This window comes from Curtobacterium aurantiacum (assembly GCF_018598555.1).
Classification (GTDB): Bacteria; Actinomycetota; Actinomycetes; order Actinomycetales; family Microbacteriaceae; genus Curtobacterium; species Curtobacterium aurantiacum.
In genome coordinates, this window is record NZ_JAHEWN010000027.1 from 1 (window position 1) to 19,265 (window position 19,265).

At 70.8% G+C, this 19,265-nt stretch carries 18 protein-coding genes; 16 read left to right on the top strand and 2 right to left on the bottom strand.

Annotated elements, in window-relative coordinates:
• Nucleotides 1-354: 354 nt before the first annotated feature.
• Nucleotides 355-942, bottom strand: a complete 588-nt coding sequence (locus KK087_RS16370; RefSeq protein ID WP_214566706.1) for a hypothetical protein — start codon at nt 940-942, stop codon at nt 355-357.
• A 59-nt stretch (nt 943-1,001) separates the two neighbouring features.
• Between KK087_RS16370 and argS the strand changes: the two genes are divergently transcribed.
• The 9 genes from argS to prmC all read left to right on the top strand — a co-directional run bounded on the left by argS (nt 1,002) and on the right by prmC (nt 13,068).
• Nucleotides 1,002-2,672 carry an arginine--tRNA ligase gene (gene argS / locus KK087_RS16375; RefSeq protein ID WP_214566707.1) on the top strand — a complete coding sequence of 557 codons (1,671 nt, stop codon included), beginning with the start codon at nt 1,002-1,004 and terminating at the stop codon, nt 2,670-2,672.
• A 142-nt stretch (nt 2,673-2,814) separates the two neighbouring features.
• Complete coding sequence (locus tag KK087_RS16380; protein ID WP_214545454.1) at nt 2,815-3,570, top strand: LmeA family phospholipid-binding protein; 756 nt, start codon at nt 2,815-2,817, stop codon at nt 3,568-3,570.
• A 58-nt stretch (nt 3,571-3,628) separates the two neighbouring features.
• Nucleotides 3,629-5,050, top strand: coding sequence for a diaminopimelate decarboxylase (gene lysA / locus KK087_RS16385; RefSeq protein WP_214566708.1), 1,422 nt, complete (start codon nt 3,629-3,631; stop codon nt 5,048-5,050).
• Nucleotides 5,051-5,115: 65 nt separating this feature from the next.
• Nucleotides 5,116-6,423 carry a homoserine dehydrogenase gene (locus tag KK087_RS16390; protein ID WP_214545452.1) on the top strand — a complete coding sequence of 436 codons (1,308 nt, stop codon included), beginning with the start codon at nt 5,116-5,118 and terminating at the stop codon, nt 6,421-6,423.
• Nucleotides 6,424-6,506: 83 nt separating this feature from the next.
• Complete coding sequence (gene thrC / locus KK087_RS16395) at nt 6,507-7,586, top strand: threonine synthase (RefSeq protein WP_111124231.1); 1,080 nt, start codon at nt 6,507-6,509, stop codon at nt 7,584-7,586.
• A 32-nt stretch (nt 7,587-7,618) separates the two neighbouring features.
• The gene (thrB, locus tag KK087_RS16400) at nt 7,619-8,602 is read left to right on the top strand and encodes a homoserine kinase (RefSeq protein WP_214528532.1); all 984 of its coding nucleotides are present in this window, start codon (nt 7,619-7,621) and stop codon (nt 8,600-8,602) included.
• 181 nt (nt 8,603-8,783) lie between these two features.
• Complete coding sequence (gene rho, locus KK087_RS16405; RefSeq protein WP_214566712.1) at nt 8,784-11,081, top strand: transcription termination factor Rho; 2,298 nt, start codon at nt 8,784-8,786, stop codon at nt 11,079-11,081.
• A 3-nt stretch (nt 11,082-11,084) separates the two neighbouring features.
• Nucleotides 11,085-12,167 carry a peptide chain release factor 1 gene (gene prfA / locus KK087_RS16410; protein WP_214528530.1) on the top strand — a complete coding sequence of 361 codons (1,083 nt, stop codon included), beginning with the start codon at nt 11,085-11,087 and terminating at the stop codon, nt 12,165-12,167.
• Between the two features lie 25 nt (nt 12,168-12,192).
• The gene (gene prmC, locus KK087_RS16415) at nt 12,193-13,068 is read left to right on the top strand and encodes a peptide chain release factor N(5)-glutamine methyltransferase (RefSeq protein WP_439647701.1); all 876 of its coding nucleotides are present in this window, start codon (nt 12,193-12,195) and stop codon (nt 13,066-13,068) included.
• A 434-nt stretch (nt 13,069-13,502) separates the two neighbouring features.
• On the opposite strand, the gene KK087_RS18000 is transcribed toward prmC, so the two are convergent.
• Nucleotides 13,503-14,156: an HAD family hydrolase gene (locus KK087_RS18000; RefSeq protein WP_214566714.1), complete on the bottom strand. Its 654-nt coding sequence runs from the start codon at nt 14,154-14,156 to the stop codon at nt 13,503-13,505.
• A gap of 37 nt (nt 14,157-14,193) precedes the next feature.
• Between KK087_RS18000 and KK087_RS16425 the strand changes: the two genes are divergently transcribed.
• The 7 genes from KK087_RS16425 to KK087_RS16455 all read left to right on the top strand — a co-directional run bounded on the left by KK087_RS16425 (nt 14,194) and on the right by KK087_RS16455 (nt 19,205).
• A complete protein-coding gene (locus KK087_RS16425) occupies nt 14,194-14,868 on the top strand; it encodes an L-threonylcarbamoyladenylate synthase (RefSeq protein ID WP_214566716.1) in 675 nt (224 codons plus the stop codon).
• Nucleotides 14,865-16,091, top strand: coding sequence for an MraY family glycosyltransferase (locus KK087_RS16430; protein ID WP_214528527.1), 1,227 nt, complete (start codon nt 14,865-14,867; stop codon nt 16,089-16,091). The genes KK087_RS16425 and KK087_RS16430 overlap by 4 nt, the downstream gene beginning before the upstream one ends.
• Nucleotides 16,088-16,579, top strand: coding sequence for a Cg1360 family ATP-synthase-associated protein (locus KK087_RS16435; protein ID WP_307858427.1), 492 nt, complete (start codon nt 16,088-16,090; stop codon nt 16,577-16,579). Before KK087_RS16430 ends, KK087_RS16435 begins: the two co-directional genes overlap by 4 nt.
• 106 nt (nt 16,580-16,685) lie before the next feature.
• Nucleotides 16,686-17,546 (top strand): F0F1 ATP synthase subunit A, encoded by an 861-nt coding sequence (gene atpB / locus KK087_RS16440; protein ID WP_307858428.1) that lies wholly within the window; start codon nt 16,686-16,688, stop codon nt 17,544-17,546.
• 61 nt (nt 17,547-17,607) lie between these two features.
• Nucleotides 17,608-17,844, top strand: coding sequence for an ATP synthase F0 subunit C (atpE, locus tag KK087_RS16445; protein ID WP_058729232.1), 237 nt, complete (start codon nt 17,608-17,610; stop codon nt 17,842-17,844).
• Nucleotides 17,845-17,853: 9 nt separating this feature from the next.
• Nucleotides 17,854-18,408 carry a F0F1 ATP synthase subunit B gene (locus KK087_RS16450; RefSeq protein ID WP_214528526.1) on the top strand — a complete coding sequence of 185 codons (555 nt, stop codon included), beginning with the start codon at nt 17,854-17,856 and terminating at the stop codon, nt 18,406-18,408.
• Between the two features lie 2 nt (nt 18,409-18,410).
• Complete coding sequence (locus tag KK087_RS16455; protein ID WP_110891532.1) at nt 18,411-19,205, top strand: F0F1 ATP synthase subunit delta; 795 nt, start codon at nt 18,411-18,413, stop codon at nt 19,203-19,205.
• Nucleotides 19,206-19,265 lie beyond the last annotated feature (60 nt).

Below are 19,265 nucleotides of genomic sequence, written 5' to 3' on the forward strand. Positions count from 1 at the left end.
GTTCCGTGTTGCGTGCGGCGCAGCAGGCGCGCACCGCGCGCGCAACCTCGCACCGGACGGCGGACCCGGCACCGTGCTTGGCCGCCGCCGGCCTGGAGGCGCGGTGCGGGCCCGCCACGGGCTTCCTGTCCGCACGGTGCGAGCGTCGCGGGCCCGTGCACGGTTGCGTGCTCCGTGCGGCGCAGCAGGCGCGCACCGCGCGCGCAACCTCGCACCAGGCGGCCGACCCCGCACGGTGCGAGCGACGCGGGCCCGTGCACGGTTGCGTGCTCCGTGCGGCGCAGCAGGCGGGCGCCAGGCGCGCAACCTCGCACCGGATGACGGAGCTCGCACCGTGCGCGGAGGCAGCGCGGGTCAGCCCGCGGGCGCGGGCCTCGCCGACGCCGACGCCGACGCCGACGGCTGCAGCGCTGCGCGCACCGCGTCGATGACGGGCTGCGCCCCGCCCGGCTCGGTGAAGAGCGTCGACTGCGCGGTGATCCAGTACGGGTCGGCGAACGCGTCCGCGCGGCCGACGTCGCCGCTCAGGGTGAAGTACCCCTCCACCCGGTAGGTGGGGACGGAGCCGCCCCGCTCGTACAGGGCGTCCTTCAGGTTGGTGAGCGACTTCTCAGGCAGGTCGGCGACGGCGAGCGTGATCGCCGTGGCGTCCGCGTCGGTGCTCACGAACCGGCAGACGCGACCCCGCTGCTTCGCGATGGCCGAGGCGGGGGAACCCTTCGCCGGGGTGAAGGCGTCGTCGAGCTCGAAGGTCTGCCCGTACACCGACAGGGCGCTCGACGGCAGGAGCTCCGCGCAGGTCTGCGTCACCGGCTTGCCCGCCGGGGTCGCACTGGCCGACGGGGTGCTGTCCCCGCCGCCCGAGCACCCGGCGAGCACGATGGCTGCTGCGGTGGTGAGGGTGGCGACGGTGAGCGCCCGGGCACGGCTGCGGGGGGTCATCCCGACATGATGCTGCATCGATCGGTGCGGACCTGGGCGTCCCGGTAGGATCGATCCTCGTGACTCCTGCCGAACTCTCCGCCGCGTACCTGTCGATCCTGACCGGGATCGTCGAGCGCCGAGGCGCGTCCGAGACCGTGACGATCGAGGAGTCCCACGTGGTGCTCGAGCGTCCGAAGAACCGCGCCCACGGTGACTGGGCCTCGAACGCCGCCATGCAGCTCGCGAAGCGGCTCGGCACGAACCCGCGCGAGCTCGCGACGGAGATCGCCGGTGAGCTGACCGAGCTCGACGGTGTGGACTCGGTCGACGTCGCCGGCCCGGGCTTCATCAACATCACGCTCGAGGCCGCTGCCGCCGGTGAGATCGCGCGCACCATCGTCGACGGCGGTGCGTCCTTCGGCACCGGAGACCTCTACGACGGCGTCCGGATCAACCTCGAGTTCGTCTCCGCCAACCCCACCGGCCCGATCCACATGGGTGGCGTGCGGTGGGCCGCGGTCGGCGACAGCCTGGCCCGCGTGTTCCAGGCGCAGGGCGGGCTCGTCACCCGCGAGTACTACTTCAACGACCACGGTGCGCAGATCGACCGCTTCGCCCGCTCCCTCGTGGCCAGCGCCCTCGGCGAGCCCACGCCGGAGGACGGCTACGGCGGTGCGTACATCGCCGAGATCGCGGCACGGGTCATCGCGACCCTCGAGCCGGGCATCGACGTCCGCGACCTGCCGCGTGACGAGGCGCAGGAGATCTTCCGTCGCGAGGGCGTCGACTTCATGTTCGCCGACATCAAGTCGTCGCTGCACGACTTCGGCGTCGACTTCGACGTGTACTTCCACGAGAACGCCCTGCACGAGTCGAAGGCCGTCGAGCGTGCCATCGCCCGGCTCCGGTCGGCGGGCGTGATGTACGAGGCCGAGGGGGCCGAGTGGCTCCGCACCACCGACTTCGGCGACGACCGCGACCGCGTCGTCATCAAGTCCGACGGCGAGCCCGCGTACATCGCCGGCGACCTGGCGTACTACCTCGACAAGCGCGAGCGCGGGTTCGAGCGGAACCTGATCATGCTCGGTGCCGACCACCACGGCTACGTCGGCCGGATGATGGCGATGTGCGCCGCGTTCGGGGACGAGCCGGGCAAGAACCTCGAGATCCTGATCGGGCAGATGGTGAACCTGCTCAAGGACGGCGAGCCGATGCGCATGTCGAAGCGCAACGGCACCATCGTCACGATGGAGGACCTCGTCGACGCCGTCGGTGTCGACGCCGGCCGGTACGCCCTCGTCCGGTTCGCCAGCGACACCCAGATCGACATCGACCTCGACCTGCTCACGAAGCGCACGAACGACAACCCGGTCTTCTACGTGCAGTACGCCCACGCGCGCACGCAGTCGGTGGCCCGGAACGCCGCGGCCGCCGGGGTCGACCGGTCGGTGTTCGACGCCTCGCTCCTGACCCACGAGTCCGAGAGCGCACTGCTCGGGGCCCTCGCCGAGTACCCGCGGGTGGTCCGTCACGCCGCCGAGCTGCGCGAGCCGCACCGCATCGCGCGGTACATCGAGCAGCTCGCCGGGCTCTACCACCGCTGGTACGACTCCTGCCGCGTCACGCCCCTCGGCGACGAGCCCGTGACCGACCTGCACCGCACGCGCCTGTGGTTGAACGACGCCACCGGCCAGGTCGTCCGCAACGGCCTCGGCCTGCTCGGCGTGTCGGCTCCGTCCCGCATGTAGCGGTCGCCCCTTCCGCAAAACACCGGTGTTCGCGCACCGAACACCCGCGTTCCGGGGTGTCGAGCGCGAACACCGGTGTTTTGCGTACGGGCCGCGTACGGGCCGCAGCGGGCCCGCAGACCGGGCTGGCAAGGTGGGACGCATGCCCGCAGCCACCGAACGCCCCACCACGCGCCGCCGCTGGCCCGTCGTCCTGCTCGTGGTCGTCGTCGTGCTCGCCGCCCTCGTCGTCATCGCCGAGTTCGTGCTGCGCGGTGTCGTCGACCGGATCATCGCCCAGCAGGTCGAGCAGTCCCTGCCCGACGGCACGACCGGCCAGGTCGACGCCCACGCCGAGGGCATCGTCATCCCGCAGCTCATCAGCGGCACCCTCGACCGCGTCGAGATCTCCTCGGCCGAGCTGACCGTCGACGGCATCCCGCTCGCCGCCGACGTCACCGCGCGTGACGTCCCGGTGGACGGCAAGGGCGACGTCCGCGACGTCGACGGCACGGTCACCCTCGCGTCGTCGAGCGTCAAGGACCTGGCGAAGTACAGTCCGCTCTTCGACCGGCTCAGCCTGGCCGACGGCGGCGTCGAGCTGACGGGGTCGTCGTCCGTGCTCGGGTACGACATCACCTACGCCGCCAAGGGCGCCGTCGTCGCGCAGGACGACGGCCGCGGCATCACGATCACCCCGGAGAGCGTCCGGATCACGAACTCGGACCTCGGCCTCAAGGTCGACTCGATCCCGGGTGTCACCGGCGTCCCGGTGCAGGTCTGCACCGCGCAGTTCCTGCCCGAGGCGCTCCGGGTGCGCTCGCTCGACGTGTCGAAGTCGGACGCGACGGTCCGGATCACCGCGGACGCGTTGCCGCTCAACGAAGACGGCCTGCGGACCGTGGGCAGCTGCGGCTGAGTGGATGGTTGCGTAACGCGGCCGGGAGGAACGGCTCGCGTCGGTAGGATCGGGTCCCGTGAGCGAGAACCCCCTTGCACCGCCGCGGCTGCGGTTCCCGACGGACGCCTCCGAACTGGTGGACCGCATCTGGCCCGCGTCCGCGACACGGACCGACGACGGCACCCTGGCGATCGGTGGCGTCAGTGCGACCGACATCGTCGCGCAGTTCGGCACGCCGCTGTACGTCGTCGACGAGCGGGACGTGCAGTCCCGTGCCGTCCGCGTGCGGAACGCGTTCGCCGAGGCCTTCGAGCGGATCGGCAGCCACGCGCACGTCTACTACGCCGGCAAGGCCTTCCTGACGACGCAGGTCGTCGCGTGGATGGCCGAGGCGGACCTCCGCGTCGACGTCTGCACCGCCGGTGAACTCGCGGTCGCCCTGGCCGGTGGCATCGACCCCGGTCGGCTCGGCTTCCACGGCAACGACAAGTCCGACTCCGAGATCACCCGCGCGGTCGAGGTCGGCATCGGCACCATCGTGCTCGACAGCCACGAAGAGGTGCAGCGGGTCGCCCGTGTCGCGGCCGCCGCCGGGGTCGTGCAGCGCGTGCGCATCCGGATCAACTCCGGCGTGCACGCGTCCACCCACGAGTACCTGGCGACGGCGCGCGAGGACCAGAAGTTCGGCATCCCGCTGTCCGAGGCCGTCGAGGCCGCAGCCGCCGTCCGCGCCGAGCCGTCGCTCGCCTTCGTCGGGCTGCACTCGCACATCGGTTCGCAGATCTTCGACGACGCCGGGTTCCGCGAGGCCGCCCGTCGCCTGATGGACGTGCACGCGACGCTCGTGGCCTCCGGTCCGGTGCCCGAGCTGAACCTCGGCGGCGGCTGGGGCATCGACTACACCGAAGCCGACTCCGCGTTCGCCCCAGAGGACGTCGCCGAGGCACTGGCCACGATCATCGGTGAGGCCTGCGCCGAGCGCGGCATCCCGGTGCCGGACATCGCCGTCGAACCCGGGCGCTACATCATCGGCCCGCCCGGGGTGACGCTCTACCGCGTCGGCACGATCAAGCCCGTCACACTCGAGACCGACGACGGCGGCAGCGCGACCCGCACGTACGTCTCGGTGGACGGCGGGATGAGCGACAACATCCGTCCGGCCCTGTACGGCGCCGACTACACGGCCCGGCTCGCCCGCACCTCCGACGCCCCCGCGGTGCTGAGCCGCGTCGTCGGCAAGCACTGCGAGAGCGGCGACGTCGTGGTGAACGACGAGTACCTGCCCGGCGACGTGCAGCGCGGCGACCTGCTGGCCGTGGCGGCCACCGGTGCCTACTGCTGGGCGCTGTCGAGCAACTACAACCACGTGGGCCGCCCGCCGGTCGTCGCCGTCGCGGACGGCACAGCCCGTATCCTCGTGCGGGGCGAGACGATCGACGATCTCCTCGCCCGCGACACCGGGGTCGCCGCCGTGCCCGCCGACGGTACCGGCCGCTGACCCCCGACCCGACCGGGTCCGCCCACCCCGCAGGGCGCACCCCCACCGACAGGAACCGCTCCCAGATGATCGAATACCGCAACGTCCGTGTCGCGCTGCTCGGGGCCGGCTCGGTCGGCTCCCAGGTCGCGCGACTGCTCCTCGAGCACGGCGACGAGCTGGCCTCGCGCGCCGGTGCCGGGCTCGAGCTCGTCGGGATCGCCGTGCGCGACGTGGACGCGCAGCGCGACGTCGACCTGCCCGCGGAGCTCTTCACCACGGACGCGGCATCGCTCATCCTCGGCGCGGACATCGTCGTCGAGCTCATCGGCGGCATCGAGCCGGCGCGCACCCTCGTGCTCCAGGCCCTGCAGTCGGGCGCGGACGTCGTCACCGGCAACAAGGCGCTGCTCGCGACCCACGGTCCGGAACTCTTCGCCGCGGCCGAGCAGGTCGGCGCGCAGCTCTACTACGAGGCCGCCGTGGCCGGGGCCATCCCGATCATCCGTCCGCTGCACGACTCGCTCGCCGGTGACCGCATCGTCCGGATCATGGGCATCGTCAACGGCACCACGAACTTCATCCTCGACCTGATGGACCGCAAGGGCTCAACGTTCGAGGACGCACTGGCCACCGCGACGGAGCTCGGGTACGCCGAGGCCGACCCGACCGCCGACGTCGAGGGCTACGACGCCGCGCAGAAGGCCGCGATCCTTGCCTCGCTGGCGTTCCACACCTCGGTGCCGCTCGCCGCCGTGCACCGAGAGGGCATCACCCACGTCACGATCGACCAGGTCCGCGCCGCCCGCAAGGCCGGCTACGTCGTGAAGATCCTGGCGACCGCCGAGCGCCTGACCGACGAGGACGGCCGCGAGGGCGTCAGTGCCCGCGTCTACCCGGCCCTCGTGCCCGAGTCGCACCCCCTCGCGAGCGTGCACGGTGCGAAGAACGCCGTGTTCGTCGAGGCCGAGGCCGCCGGCGACCTGATGTTCTACGGTGCCGGTGCCGGCGGGGTCGAGACGGCCTCCGCGGTCCTCGGCGACCTGGTCTCCGCCGCCCGACGACACGTCATCGGCGGCCCGGGTGTCGCCGAGTCGACGCGGTCCGAGCTGCCGGTGTTCCCGATCGGGACCGTCCGCACGAGCTACCAGATCACCCTGCACGTCACGGACGCCCCCGGTGTGCTGTCGACCGTCGCCGGCGTGCTGGCGAAGCACGGCGTCAGCGTCGAGACGGTCGAGCAGACCACCACCGGAGCAGCCGAGGGGACCGCGACGCTCGTGATCGGCACGCACCTGGCGCGCGAGGCCGACCTCGCGGACACCGTCGTCGCCCTCCGCGGCGAGGACGTCGTCCTGGACGTCACCAGCGTCCTGCGCGTCATCGGCGCCTGACGCGGCCACGGGCCTCCAGACCGACCGACCGGCTCACCGAGCCGACCAACCAGATCCATCCACCGGACAGAGAGAGAAGCCTGATGGCCCACCAGTGGCAGGGAGTCCTGCGCGAGTACGCCGACCGACTCGACGTGACCGAGGCGACGCCCATCGTCACGCTCGGAGAAGGCGGCACGCCGCTCATCCCGGCTCGTCGGCTCTCCGAGCGCACGGGCGCCGAGGTCTACGTGAAGTTCGAGGGCATGAACCCGACGGGTTCGTTCAAGGACCGCGGCATGACGATGGCGATCTCGAAGGCCGTCGAGCACGGCGCGAAGGCCGTCATCTGCGCCTCGACCGGCAACACCAGCGCCTCGGCCGCCGCGTACGCCACGCACGCCGGCATCACCGCCGCGGTGCTCGTGCCCGAGGGCAAGATCGCCATGGGCAAGCTCAGCCAGGCCGTCGCCCACGACGCCCAGCTGCTGCAGGTGCAGGGCAACTTCGACGACTGCCTCGACATCGCCCGCGACCTGGCGGCGAACTATCCGGTGCACCTCGTCAACTCCGTGAACAACGACCGCATCGAGGGGCAGAAGACCGCCGCGTTCGAGGTCGTCGACGTCCTCGGTGACGCACCGGACTTCCACTTCCTGCCCGTCGGCAACGCCGGCAACTACACCGCGTACTCCCGCGGCTACCGCGAGGACGTCGCCGCCGGCCGCAGCACCAAGCTGCCCCGCATGTTCGGGTTCCAGGCCGCCGGTTCGGCCCCGATCGTGCACGGTGAGGTCGTCCGGCACCCCGACACCATCGCGTCGGCGATCCGCATCGGCAACCCGGCCTCGTGGCAGTTCGCGCTCGAGGCGCAGCGGGAGACCGACGGCTACTTCGGTGCCATCACCGACGAGGCCATCCTCGCGGCACACCGCATCCTGTCGGCCGAGGTCGGCGTGTTCGTCGAGCCCGCGTCGGCCATCGGTGTCGCCGGGCTGCTCGAGCGTGCCGACGCCGGTGTCGTGCCGAAGGGTGCGAAGGTCGTCATCACGGTCACGGGCCACGGCCTGAAGGACCCGCAGTGGGCCCTCCGTACGCCCGACGGCGGCGAGGTCACCCCGACGAGCGTGCCGGTCGACACGAAGTCGATCGCCGACGTGCTCGGTCTGGTCAGCGAGCAGTGATCTCCGACCGCTCGTCCGGACCGGGTGAGGGCATGACCGCCCGCAGCGCTGTACCGGCCGGACGGGCGGTCCGTGCGCTGCCGGCTGGATCGGCGGTCCGCGTGCGGGTGCCAGCCACGTCGGCGAACCTCGGCCCCGGTTTCGACTCGCTCGGCCTCGCGCTCTCGCTCTACGACGAGGTCGTGGTGCGCGTGCGCCCCGAACCCGGCGCGACCGTCACGGTCGAGGGCGTCGGTGCAGGCGAGGTCGCCACCGACGACACGAACCTCGTCGTCCGCGCGGTCCGTCGCGGCCTCGAGCACGCGGGTGTCGACCAGCCCGGCCTCGAGCTGCAGGCCACGAACGCGATCCCGCACGGCCGCGGCCTCGGTTCCTCCGCCGCTGCGATCGTCGCCGGACTGATGGCGGCCCGCGGGCTGCTCGAGGGCATCGTCGACCTCGACGCCTCGACGCTCCTCACCCTGGCCACCGAGATGGAGGGCCACCCGGACAACGTCGCGCCCGCGCTCTTCGGCGGCCTGACGATCGCGTGGATGACCGCCGAGGGCCCGGCCTACAAGCGGCTCCTGGTGCACCGCGGTGTCGCGCCGGTGGTGTTCGTCCCGACCTCGACGCTCTCGACGAAGCTCGCGCGCTCCCTGCAGCCCGAGCAGGTCCCGCACGCCGACGCCGCGTTCAACGTCTCCCGCTCTGCACTGCTCGTCGCTGCGCTCATCCAGAGCCCCGAGCTGCTGCTCGCCGCGACCGAGGACCGTCTGCACCAGGCGTACCGTGCCAGCGCCATGCCGGAGACCGACGCCCTGATCCGGCTGCTCCGCCAGCACGGCCTCGCCGCGGTGGTCTCCGGCGCCGGGCCGAGCCTGCTCGTGCTCGGCAGTGACCCGGCGCAGCGCCTGACCGCCGCCGACCTGGTGCAGCGACACGCCGAATCCGACTGGCGGCCGCTCATGCTGGCCGTCGATCTCGGTGGTGCTACAGTGGCAGCGCACTCGGCGCTCGAAGCCGAACCCGCGTAACCGCACGGATTGCCCGTCCCCTGGACAGCTCCTGCGACGTCGCCGGGTCCGGTGCGCGAGTGTGCATCTCTTTCTGATCACCGAATCCCGATCCGTCGTCTGAACGGCGGTCGATGCGCACCCTTGCATCCGGGACGGTGGAAACTCTCCGCGTTCTGCGGTTCGAAAGGAAACACCGACCTTGACCGACAACAACTCCGCCCAGGTGGAGATCCCCAGCGATCTGCGTGCCCTCCGTCTCCCGGAGCTCCAGCGCATCGCCTCCTCGCTCGGCATCACCGGGCTCTCCAAGCTCCGCAAGGGCGACCTGATCGCCTCGATCGAGGACAAGCGTCCCGTCGACGAGGCCCCTGCGGCCCCCGCGGCCCCGGCCGTCGTCGAGGCCCCCGCCGAGCCGGCCGCCACCGAGCAGCCGACCCTGCCGGAGCCCGCCGAGACCCCGGCGCAGCCCGCTGCCGAGGCCCCCGTCGCCGACACCGAGTCCGCCGCCCCGAGCCGCGCCCGTCGTTCGCGCCGCGCCTCGTCCGGTGGCACCGTGAGCGCCGCGCCGACCTCGGCCGCCGAGCACACCAACCACGGTCAGACCGGAACCGAGGACCTCCTCGCGGGGCTCGACCAGGTCCGCGCCGAGAAGGACGCGCAGGAAGCCGCGCAGTCCGGTTCGCAGCGTCGTGGACGTGGCCAGCGAGGCGCCGAGCCGCAGCGGGGCGCCGAGCAGGGCCAGCGCAACGGCGACCAGCAGGCGCCTGCCGAGGCCGAGCAGCAGGGCCAGCAGGCCCCGAGCTCCGCCGTCCAGGCCGATGACCAGAACGAGTCCGCCGACCAGAACGACCAGAACGACCAGGGCGACCAGAACGGCGAGCAGGGCGAGGGCGGCTCGCGCCGCGGCCGTCGCAGCCGTGGTCGCGGTCGTGGCCGTGGGCAGAACGCCGAGAACGGCGAGCAGCAGAACGGTGAGAACGGCGGCCAGAACGGCGCCGACCAGCAGAACGGCGGACAGCAGAACCAGCCGAAGCAGAACGCCGGCCAGCAGAACCAGCCGAAGCAGAACGGCGGCGAGCAGCAGAACGGCCAGCAGAACGGCGGCCAGAAGCAGAACGACCAGCCGAAGCAGGCCGAGGCCAAGCAGGACGACAAGGCCGACCAGAAGCAGCAGCAGAACGCCGGTCAGCAGAAGCAGCAGACCAGCGGCCAGCAGAAGCAGCAGCAGCAACAGCACGCCGACGAGGCCGAGAGTGGCCGCAGCCGTCGCCAGCGCGACCGCAAGCGCGGCCGTGGCGGCCAGAACGACGACTTCGAGCCCGAGGTCACCGAGGACGACGTCCTGATCCCGATCGCGGGCATCCTCGACGTCCTCGACAACTACGCGTTCGTCCGCACCACCGGTTACCTGCCGGGTCCGAGCGACGTCTACGTCTCCCTCGGCCAGGTGAAGAAGTACCACCTGCGCAAGGGCGACGCCGTCGTCGGTTCGATCAAGCAGCCGCGTGACGGCGAGCAGCAGAGCCGTCAGAAGTACAACGCGCTCGTCGCCGTCGAGTCGATCAACGGCCAGTCCGCCGACGAGGCAGCGGCCCGCGTCGACTTCAACGACCTCACCCCGCTGTACCCGAACGAGCGCCTGCGCCTCGAGACGGAGCCGGGCAAGCTCTCGACCCGCATCATCGACCTCGTGTCGCCGATCGGCAAGGGCCAGCGCGGTCTCATCGTGTCCCCGCCGAAGGCCGGCAAGACCGTCGTGCTGCAGGCCATCGCGAACGCCGTCGCCAAGAACAACCCCGAGGCGCACCTGATGGTCGTCCTCGTCGACGAGCGGCCCGAAGAGGTCACCGACATGCAGCGCACGGTGAAGGGCGAGGTCATCGCCTCGACCTTCGACCGTCCCGCCGAGGACCACACCACCGTCGCCGAGCTCGCCATCGAGCGTGCGAAGCGCCTGGTGGAGCTGGGCCACGACGTCGTGCTGCTGCTCGACTCGATCACCCGCCTGGGTCGTGCGTACAACCTGTCGACCCCGCCGTCGGGCCGCGTGCTCTCCGGTGGCGTCGACTCGGCGGCGCTCTACCCGCCGAAGCGCTTCTTCGGCGCCGCGCGCAACATCGAGGACGGCGGCTCGCTGACCATCCTCGCGACCGCGCTCGTCGAGACCGGCTCCAAGATGGACGAGGTCATCTTCGAGGAGTTCAAGGGCACCGGCAACATGGAGCTCCGCCTGAACCGTCACCTCGCCGACAAGCGGATCTTCCCCGCCGTCGACGTGAACGCGTCCGGCACCCGTCGCGAGGAGCAGCTGCTCTCCGCCGACGAGGTCAAGATCACCTGGCGTCTGCGCCGGGCCCTCGCCGGGCTCGACCCGCAGCAGGCCCTCGAGATCGTGCTGCGGAACCTCAAGGAGACGCAGTCGAACGTCGAGTTCCTGGTGCAGGTGCAGAAGTCGGTCCCCACGACCGGCGCCCACCACAACGGTCACCAGGAGTAACGCGTGTTCGAGTCGGTAGCAGGGCTGCTGGCGGAACACGAGGACCTGACGCAGCAGCTGTCGGACCCCGCGCTCCACGCCGATGCGGCCCGGGCGAAGAAGGTGAACCGGCGGTACGCCGAGCTCAACCAGATTAAGTCCGCGTACGAGGCCTGGCAGGCGGCGGGGGACGACCTCGCCGCCGCCCAGGAACTCGCCCGCGAAGACGAAGCGTTCGCGGATGAGGTCCCCGGGCTCGAGGAGCAGCTGTCGGAGCGCCAGGAGCGTCTCCGCCGGCTGCTCATCCCGCGCGACCCCGACGACGGCCGTGACGTCATCATGGAGATCAAGGGCGGCGAGGGCGGCGAGGAATCGGCGCTGTTCGCGGCCGACCTCCTGCGCATGTACTCGCACTACGCCGAGACCAAGGGCTGGAAGGTCGAGCTCCTCGAGCGCACCGAGTCCGACCTCGGTGGCTACAAGGACGTCCAGGTCGCGATCAAGTCGAACACGACCGACCCGTCCCAGGGCGTCTGGGCCCACCTGAAGTACGAGGGCGGTGTGCACCGCGTCCAGCGTGTGCCGCAGACCGAGTCGCAGGGGCGCATCCACACCTCGACCACCGGCGTGCTGGTGTTCCCCGAGGTCGACGAGCCCGAAGAGGTCCAGATCAACCAGAACGACCTCAAGATCGACGTCTACCGGTCCTCCGGCCCGGGAGGGCAGTCCGTCAACACGACGGACTCCGCGGTCCGCATCACCCACCTGCCCACGGGCATCACGGTGGCGATGCAGAACGAGAAGTCGCAGCTGCAGAACCGCGAGGCCGGCATGCGCGTGCTCCGTGCACGCATCCTCGCGCGCCAGCAGGAGGAGCTCGACGCGATCGCCTCGGACGCGCGCAAGTCGCAGATCCGCGGGATGGACCGTTCGGAGCGCATCCGCACGTACAACTTCCCGGAGAACCGGATCGCGGACCACCGCACCGGCTACAAGGCGTACGACCTCGACCGCGTGATGAACGGTGCCCTCGAGCCCGTCATCCAGTCCGCCATCCAGGCGGACGAAGAGGCACGCCTGGCCGCCATCGGCGACCAGGACGCGTAACCGCACACCCAGCCTGGAGGCCCGGATCACCGCCGACACGCCCCTCACGTTCGCCGCGGATCGCCTGCTCGAGCAGGCGACCGCGGCGCTCGTCGCCGTCGGCGTCCCGACCCCCCGCGTCGACGCCGAGCTGCTGCTCGCGTGGGCGACCGACACCTCGCGTGGCGCTGTCCAGGCGCGTGCGATGATCGGCGGCAGCATCACACCGGAGCACGTCGAGCGCTTCCGGCAGGCCGTCGCCCGCCGCGCCACCCGCGAGCCGCTGCAGCACATCACCGGGCAGGCGTACTTCCGCGCGCTCACCCTGGCGGTGGGACCGGGCGTGTTCGTGCCCCGCCCGGAGACCGAGGGAGTCGTGCAGTTCGGCATCGACGCACTGCGGGCGACCGCGGTCCCCTCGCCGATCGCCGTGGACCTCGGGTCCGGCAGCGGTGCGATCGCGATCGCGATGGACACCGAGGTGCCGAACGCCCTGGTCTACGCCGTCGAGCGGTCAGCGGATGCCCTGCCCTGGACCCGGCGCAACGTCGACGCCCACGGCGGGATGGTCCGGCTCGTCGAGGGTGACCTCGCCGACGCGCTGCCCGAACTCGACGGCACGGTGTCCGTCGTGGTGTCGAACCCGCCGTACGTGCCGGACGACGCGGTCCCGATCGACCCCGAGGTCCGCGACCACGACCCGGCGATGGCGCTCTACGGCGGACCGGACGGCCTCGACTCCGTGCGCGCGCTGGCCGAGACCGCGTGGCGGTTGCTCGTGCCCGGGGGAGTCCTCGTCATCGAGCACGCCGAGCCGCAGGGCGCCGGCGTGCGCGAGGTCCTGACACGCCGGGGGTTCCGCACCCCGGAGACGCACGTCGACCTGACGGGACGCGACCGCACGACCACCGCGACCCGCTAGTCGGGGCCGGGTCGCGCCTCCCGTCGCTCGGCCGTGCGTGCGTGTGCCGGGTGGATCCGGGCGTACCTGGTGGGATCGGGCGTACCGGGTCGTTCGGGCGTACCGGGTGGGTCCGGGCGTACCTGGTGGGATCGGGCGTACCGGGTGGATCCGGGCGTACCTGGTGGGATCGGGCGTACCGGGTCGTTCGGAATGACCAGGTATGCCCGTTCTTGCTTTCCAGCGCGACCGCTATGGGAAGGAACGGGCGTGGCGGGCGCGGGGCGGGCCTCCCGTCGCTCGGCCGTGCGTGCGTGTGCCGGGTGGATCCGGGCGTACCGGGTGGATGCGGGCGTACCTGGTGGGATCGGGCGTACCGGGTCGTTCGGGATGACCAGGTATGCCTGTTCTTGCTTTCCAGCGCGACCGCGATGGGAAGGAACGGGCGCGGCGGGCTACGCGACGGGGGAGGCCTCGCGCTGCTGCGCCGCGACGAAGGCGCGGACGTGCTCGCGCAGGTCGGTGTCGTGCTCGACCAGGACCGCGTGGATGCCGACGCTCCGTGCCCCCGCGACGTTCTCGGGCATGTCGTCGGCGAAGAACGTGCGTTCGGCGGGGACGCCGTGGTGCAGGACCGCGCGCTCGAAGACCTCGGGCTCGGGCTTCCGGGCGCCGAAGTTGCTCGTCGTGTCGAGGTGTTCGCCGAAGACCTCGGGCAGGGACGGTGCCCACTCGTGGATCCACCGGCCGGCGAGCGGACCGTTGTTGGTGAGCAGCCCGACACGCCCGTGCTCGCTCGCGATCCGGACGGCTTCGATGCGCTCCGGCAGCTCGGTCATGGCCGCTCCGCGGATGCGGGCCCAGTCGGACTCGGGGACGTCGCACTCCATCGCCCGCTCGAACGCGGCGAGGTACTCGTCACCGTCGGCGAAGCCACCGGCCTCGGCGCGCATCTCGTGGCCGCAGTCCCACCACCGGCGGCGGAGCTCCTCGAACGGGTGCCCGGTGAGCTCGGAGAGCGCGGCCATGCGCACCTTCCAGTCGTACCGGACCAGGACGTCGTCCATGTCGAAGAGGAACAGGAGCGGGGGTGCGGGCGTCTCGTTCACGATGTCCACCATTGTGTCGCACTATCATCGTCGAGTCATGGCATCCCGATACGACTGCACCGACTCCGACGGGCTCCTGACCGGGATGCGGCTCGCACGTGCCGCCCTCGGACGCGGAGAGCTCGTCGTCGTCCCCACCGACACCGTCTACGGCCTCGCCGCGGACGCCTTCAGCGCGACGGCCGTGCAGCGGCTGCTCGACGCGAAGGGCCGCACGCGACAGTCGCCGCCGCCCGTGCTCATCCCCGGTCCGCCGACACTCGACGCCCTCGCCAGCGAGGTTCCGCAGCCGGTGCGCGACCTGGTGGCAGAGTTCTGGCCCGGCGGGCTGACCGTCATCCTGCACGCCCAGCCCTCGCTCGACTGGGACCTCGGGGAGACGCGGGGCACGGTCGCGCTGCGGATGCCGGACTCGCGGATCGCCCTCGAGCTCTTGCAGGAGGTCGGGCCCCTCGCCGTCTCGTCCGCCAACTCGACGGGCGACCCGGCCGCGATGGACGTCGACGCCGCTGAGCGCATGCTCGGTGACAGCGTCGCGATCTACCTCGACGGCGGGCCGATCGGCGCGCACGAGGGGTTCGAGGCCAGCACCGGATCGACGATGGTCGACGCCACCGGGCTGACGGACGGCGGGAAGCTCCGCATCGTCCGGCACGGGGTGATCCCCGACGAGGAGATCATCCGGGTCGTCGGAGCCGACCTCGTCACATGAAGTACTACCTGCTCGCGGGGGCCATCGCCGCGGTCGTGAGCTTCGTGATGAGCCTGATCGTCTGGAAGCTCGGGCTGAAGTACAAGTGGTACCCGCAGGTCCGCGAGCGGGACGTGCACCGCACGCCGACGCCACGGCTCGGCGGCATCGCGATGTACATCGGCGTCATCGTCTCGCTGCTCGCGGCCTGGTTCCTGTTCCCGTCGATCGCAGGGACCGACTACTTCCGGCTGGTGTTCTCCGAACCGGGGCGTGTGCTCGCGGTGCTCGGGGGAGCGACCATCATCGTGGTCCTCGGTGTCGCCGACGACATCTGGGACCTCGACTGGATGACGAAGCTCGCCGGGCAGATCATCGCCGCCGGCATCCTCGCCTGGCAGGGCGTGGCGATCGTGTCGCTGCCCATCGGCAACACGCTCGGCGTCGGGTCGTCGTACATGAGCCTGATCTTCACCGTGCTCGCGGTGGTGCTCGTGATGAACGCGGTCAACTTCATCGACGGGCTCGACGGCCTGGTCGCCGGTGTCGCCATCATCGCCGGCGGGGTCTTCTTCCTCTACACGTTCTTCATCAACCGCGTGGTCGTGCAGACGGAGTTCTTCTTCAACCTGCCGTCGCTGCTCACCGCGGTGCTCGTCGGTGCCTGCTTCGGCTTCCTCATCCTGAACTGGCACCCCGCCAAGCTCTTCATGGGCGACGCCGGTGCGCTGCTCGTCGGCTTCCTGATGGCCACGAGCGCGGTCTCGGTGACGGGCAACATCGACCCGGCGGCGGTGCAGACACGCCAGGCGCTGCTGCCGGCGTTCATCCCGATCCTGCTGCCCTTCGCGATCCTCATCGTCCCGATCCTCGACTTCGGACTCGCGGTGACCCGTCGTCTCAGCGCGGGCAAGTCGCCGTTCTCGGCGGACCGGAAGCACCTGCACCACCGCCTGCTCGACATGGGCCACTCGCACTTCCACGCGGTGCTGATCTTCTACGCCTGGACCGCCACCGTCGCGGTCGGGTGCCTGCTGTTCCTCTTCGTGGACTGGTACTGGGTCGTCGTCTTCGTGTCCATCGGCTTCACCGTGTGCGCCGTCGCGACGTTCGCGCCGCTCGGCCGGAAACGCACCGAGATCGCCGCCCAGACCGCCAACCGCTCCGCCGCCGTGGTGGACGCCAGCCTCGACCCGCTCGACCGGGCCGCCAACGACCGCACGATCCCTGGAGACATCACGTGACCGCACCGAACGCGCTCGACCACGTCCGGCCGGTGTTCCGCCGCATCATCACCTGGGGAGCGATCCTCGCCGTCGCCCTGGCGGTGGTCGGGGGCCTCATCGGGTTCCTGGTCGCCGACGGCCCCGGCCTGGTCGGGGGCCTGCTCGGCGCCGTGCTGAGCGTCGTGTTCCTCGGGCTCACCGCGGTCAGTGTCCTCGTCGCGCTGCGCGTCTCGAAGGGCCAGATGATCTCCGGTGCCTTCTTCGGCATCGTGATGGGCACCTGGCTGCTCAAGTTCATCGTCTTCATCGTGCTGTTGGTCCTGCTCAAGGACCGCGAGTGGGTCGACTTCCCGGTGTTGGCGATCGTGATCATCGCGGGGGTCGTCGGCTCCCTGGTCATCGACGTCGTCGCCGTCGCGAAGGCCCGCATCCCGATCGGCGTCCGGCTGCCGGGCGACGGCCTCGACGACTCCGCGGACGCTGGGAACCCGACCCCCCGCATCTGAGAAGCCGGGAAGCCTCTCGCACCTGATAGGCTTCTTCACGTCCGCCACCGGAGCCTTCGCTCGGGGTGGACAAGCCTCCACAACGTCCACCATCGCGTGCCATGATGTGCGCGCGCCGACACAGGAGACAGCGCTGCTATCCCACGCTCTTCCCCTGTCCCTCTCCGCTGCGGTTGACACCGTCGCGGCGGGGAGCAGCAAGGCCGCCGAGTTCCATGGTCCGTCGATCAACGAGTTCTTCCCCGATGCTCTTCTGTGGGCAGGGACGCCGTTCGAGATCGATCGGGTCGTCCTCATCCGCTTCTTCGCCGTCGCCGTGCTCCTGGTGTTCGCGTTCGTGGGTACCCGTGCACTGAAGCTCGTGCCGAACCGCGGTCAGGCGTTCATCGAGTACGCCTTCGACGTCGTTCGTCGCAACACCTTCGACAACCTCGGAGAGAAGGACGGCAAGCGCTTCCTGCCGCTCCTGGCGACGATCTTCTTCGGCGTGCTCTTCATGAACCTGACCGGTCTGATCCCGGGCATGAACCTTGCCGGCACCAGCCGCATCGCGATGCCGATGATCCTCGCGATCGTCGCGTACCTCGCGTTCATCTACGCCGGTCTCCGCAAGCACCCGGGCACGTTCCTCAAGAACTCGCTCTTCCCGCCCGGGGTGCCGTGGCCGCTCTACATCATCGTGACGCCGATCGAGCTCGTCTCCACCTTCGTGCTCCGTCCCGTCACCCTGACGCTGCGACTCCTGATGAACATGGTCGTGGGGCACCTGCTCCTCGTGCTGTTCTTCTCGGCCACGCAGTTCTTCTTCTTCGACGCTTCGCTCGGCTTCAAGGCCTTCGGCGTCGGGACCATCGCGTTCGGCATCGCGTTCAGCTTCTTCGAGGTCCTCGTCGCGCTGCTGCAGGCCTACGTCTTCATGCTCCTCACCGCCGTCTACATCCAGCTGGCGCTGGCTGACGAGCACTGATTCCTCACTGACCCCCTACGGGACCGGCGACCGCCGGACCCGCACCTCGAAAGGAAAACACGTGGACGCAACGACCGTTCTCGCGGAGATCAACGGCAACATCGCGACGGTTGGCTACGGCCTCGCAGCGATCGGCCCGGCCATCGGCGTCGGCATCGTCGTCGGCAAGACGATCGAGTCCGTCGCTCGCCAGCCCGAGCTCCAGGGCCGCCTGACGACCCTCATGTACATCGGTATCGCCTTCACCGAGGCCCTGGCCTTCATCGGTATCGCCACGTACTTCATCTTCACCGCTTAAGGTTCCTCGATGCAGAACGCACTCATCATCGCCGCGGAGGAAGCGCACAACCCGCTGATCCCGCCGGTCTACGACATCGTGTGGTCGGCGCTCGCCTTCGTCATCATCTTCCTGGTGATGTGGCGTGTCGTCACGCCGCGCATCACGAAGATGCTCGATGAGCGCACCGAGGCCATCGAAGGCGGCATCAAGAAGGCCGAGGCCGCTCAGGAGCAGGCCGCTGCTGCGCTCGACGAGTACAACAAGCAGCTCGCCGATGCGCGTGCCGAGGCTTCGCGCATCCGTGAGCAGGCCCGTGCCGACGCCACGGCGATCGGCAACGAGGTCCGCGAGCAGGCGGCCGCAGATGCAGCACGCATCACGGCCAACGCCCAGGCGCAGATCGAGGCCGAGCGTCAGAGTGCCGTCCAGGCACTCCGCGCCGAGGTCGGCACCCTCGCGCTGGACCTCGCGTCCGGCGTGATCGGGGAGTCCCTCAAGGACGACGCCAAGTCGACCGCCGTGGTCGACCGCTTCCTCGCCGACCTCGAGGCCTCGCAGGCCACGAAGACGGGGGAGCACTGAGCATGCGCAGCGCTACCAGAGAAGCACTCGCGTCCACCAGGGCGGTGCTGTCGGACCTCGGTCCGAGCGCCGGCCTGGCCGCGGGTGCCGAGATCCTCGCCTCCGGGCGTGCGATCGCCGGTGCGCCGCAGCTGCTCGGGCTGCTGTCCGACCCCACGGCCGACCCGGCCGGCAAGAAGGTCCTCATCGACCGTGTCTTCGCCGGCCAGTCGGACGCGACGCGTGCGGTCCTGACCGCGGTGGCCGGCTCGCGCTGGTCCTCGCAGCAGGACCTGCTCGCGGGCATCGAGGACGCGGGCATCCGCGCCGTCGCCGCCACCGCGGGTCCGGACTCGTCGATCGAGTCGGAGCTGTTCGCCTTCGAGACCGCCGTCCGCTCGGACGCCGGCCTCGAGCTGGCGCTCGGCACCAAGCTCGGCAGCCCCGAGCAGAAGGGCGCGCTCGTCGAGCGGCTCCTCGGTGCCAAGGCGTCCGAGCAGACGATCACGATCGTGTCGGCCCTGGTGCAGCAGCCCCGCGGCCGCCGCATCGGTGAGATCGTCCGTGATGCCTCGCGCATCGTGGCCGAGCAGGCCGGCAAGCTCGTCGCGACCGTCGTCACGGCGACGCCCCTGACCCCCGCCCAGTCGGCCCGCGTCACGCGCGGACTGTCCGAGCGGTACGGCAAGGACATCAGCATCAACCAGGTCGTCGACCCCACGGTCGTCGGCGGGGTCCGGGTGCAGATCGGCGGCGACGTCATCGACGGCACCGTGTCCACGCGACTCTCGGAGCTCCGGCTCCAGCTCGCCGGCTAGGCGTACGGTCGAAGCCGCTCCTCCCCAAGTCCACAACGGGAACTGCCGAGTCAGGCAGCG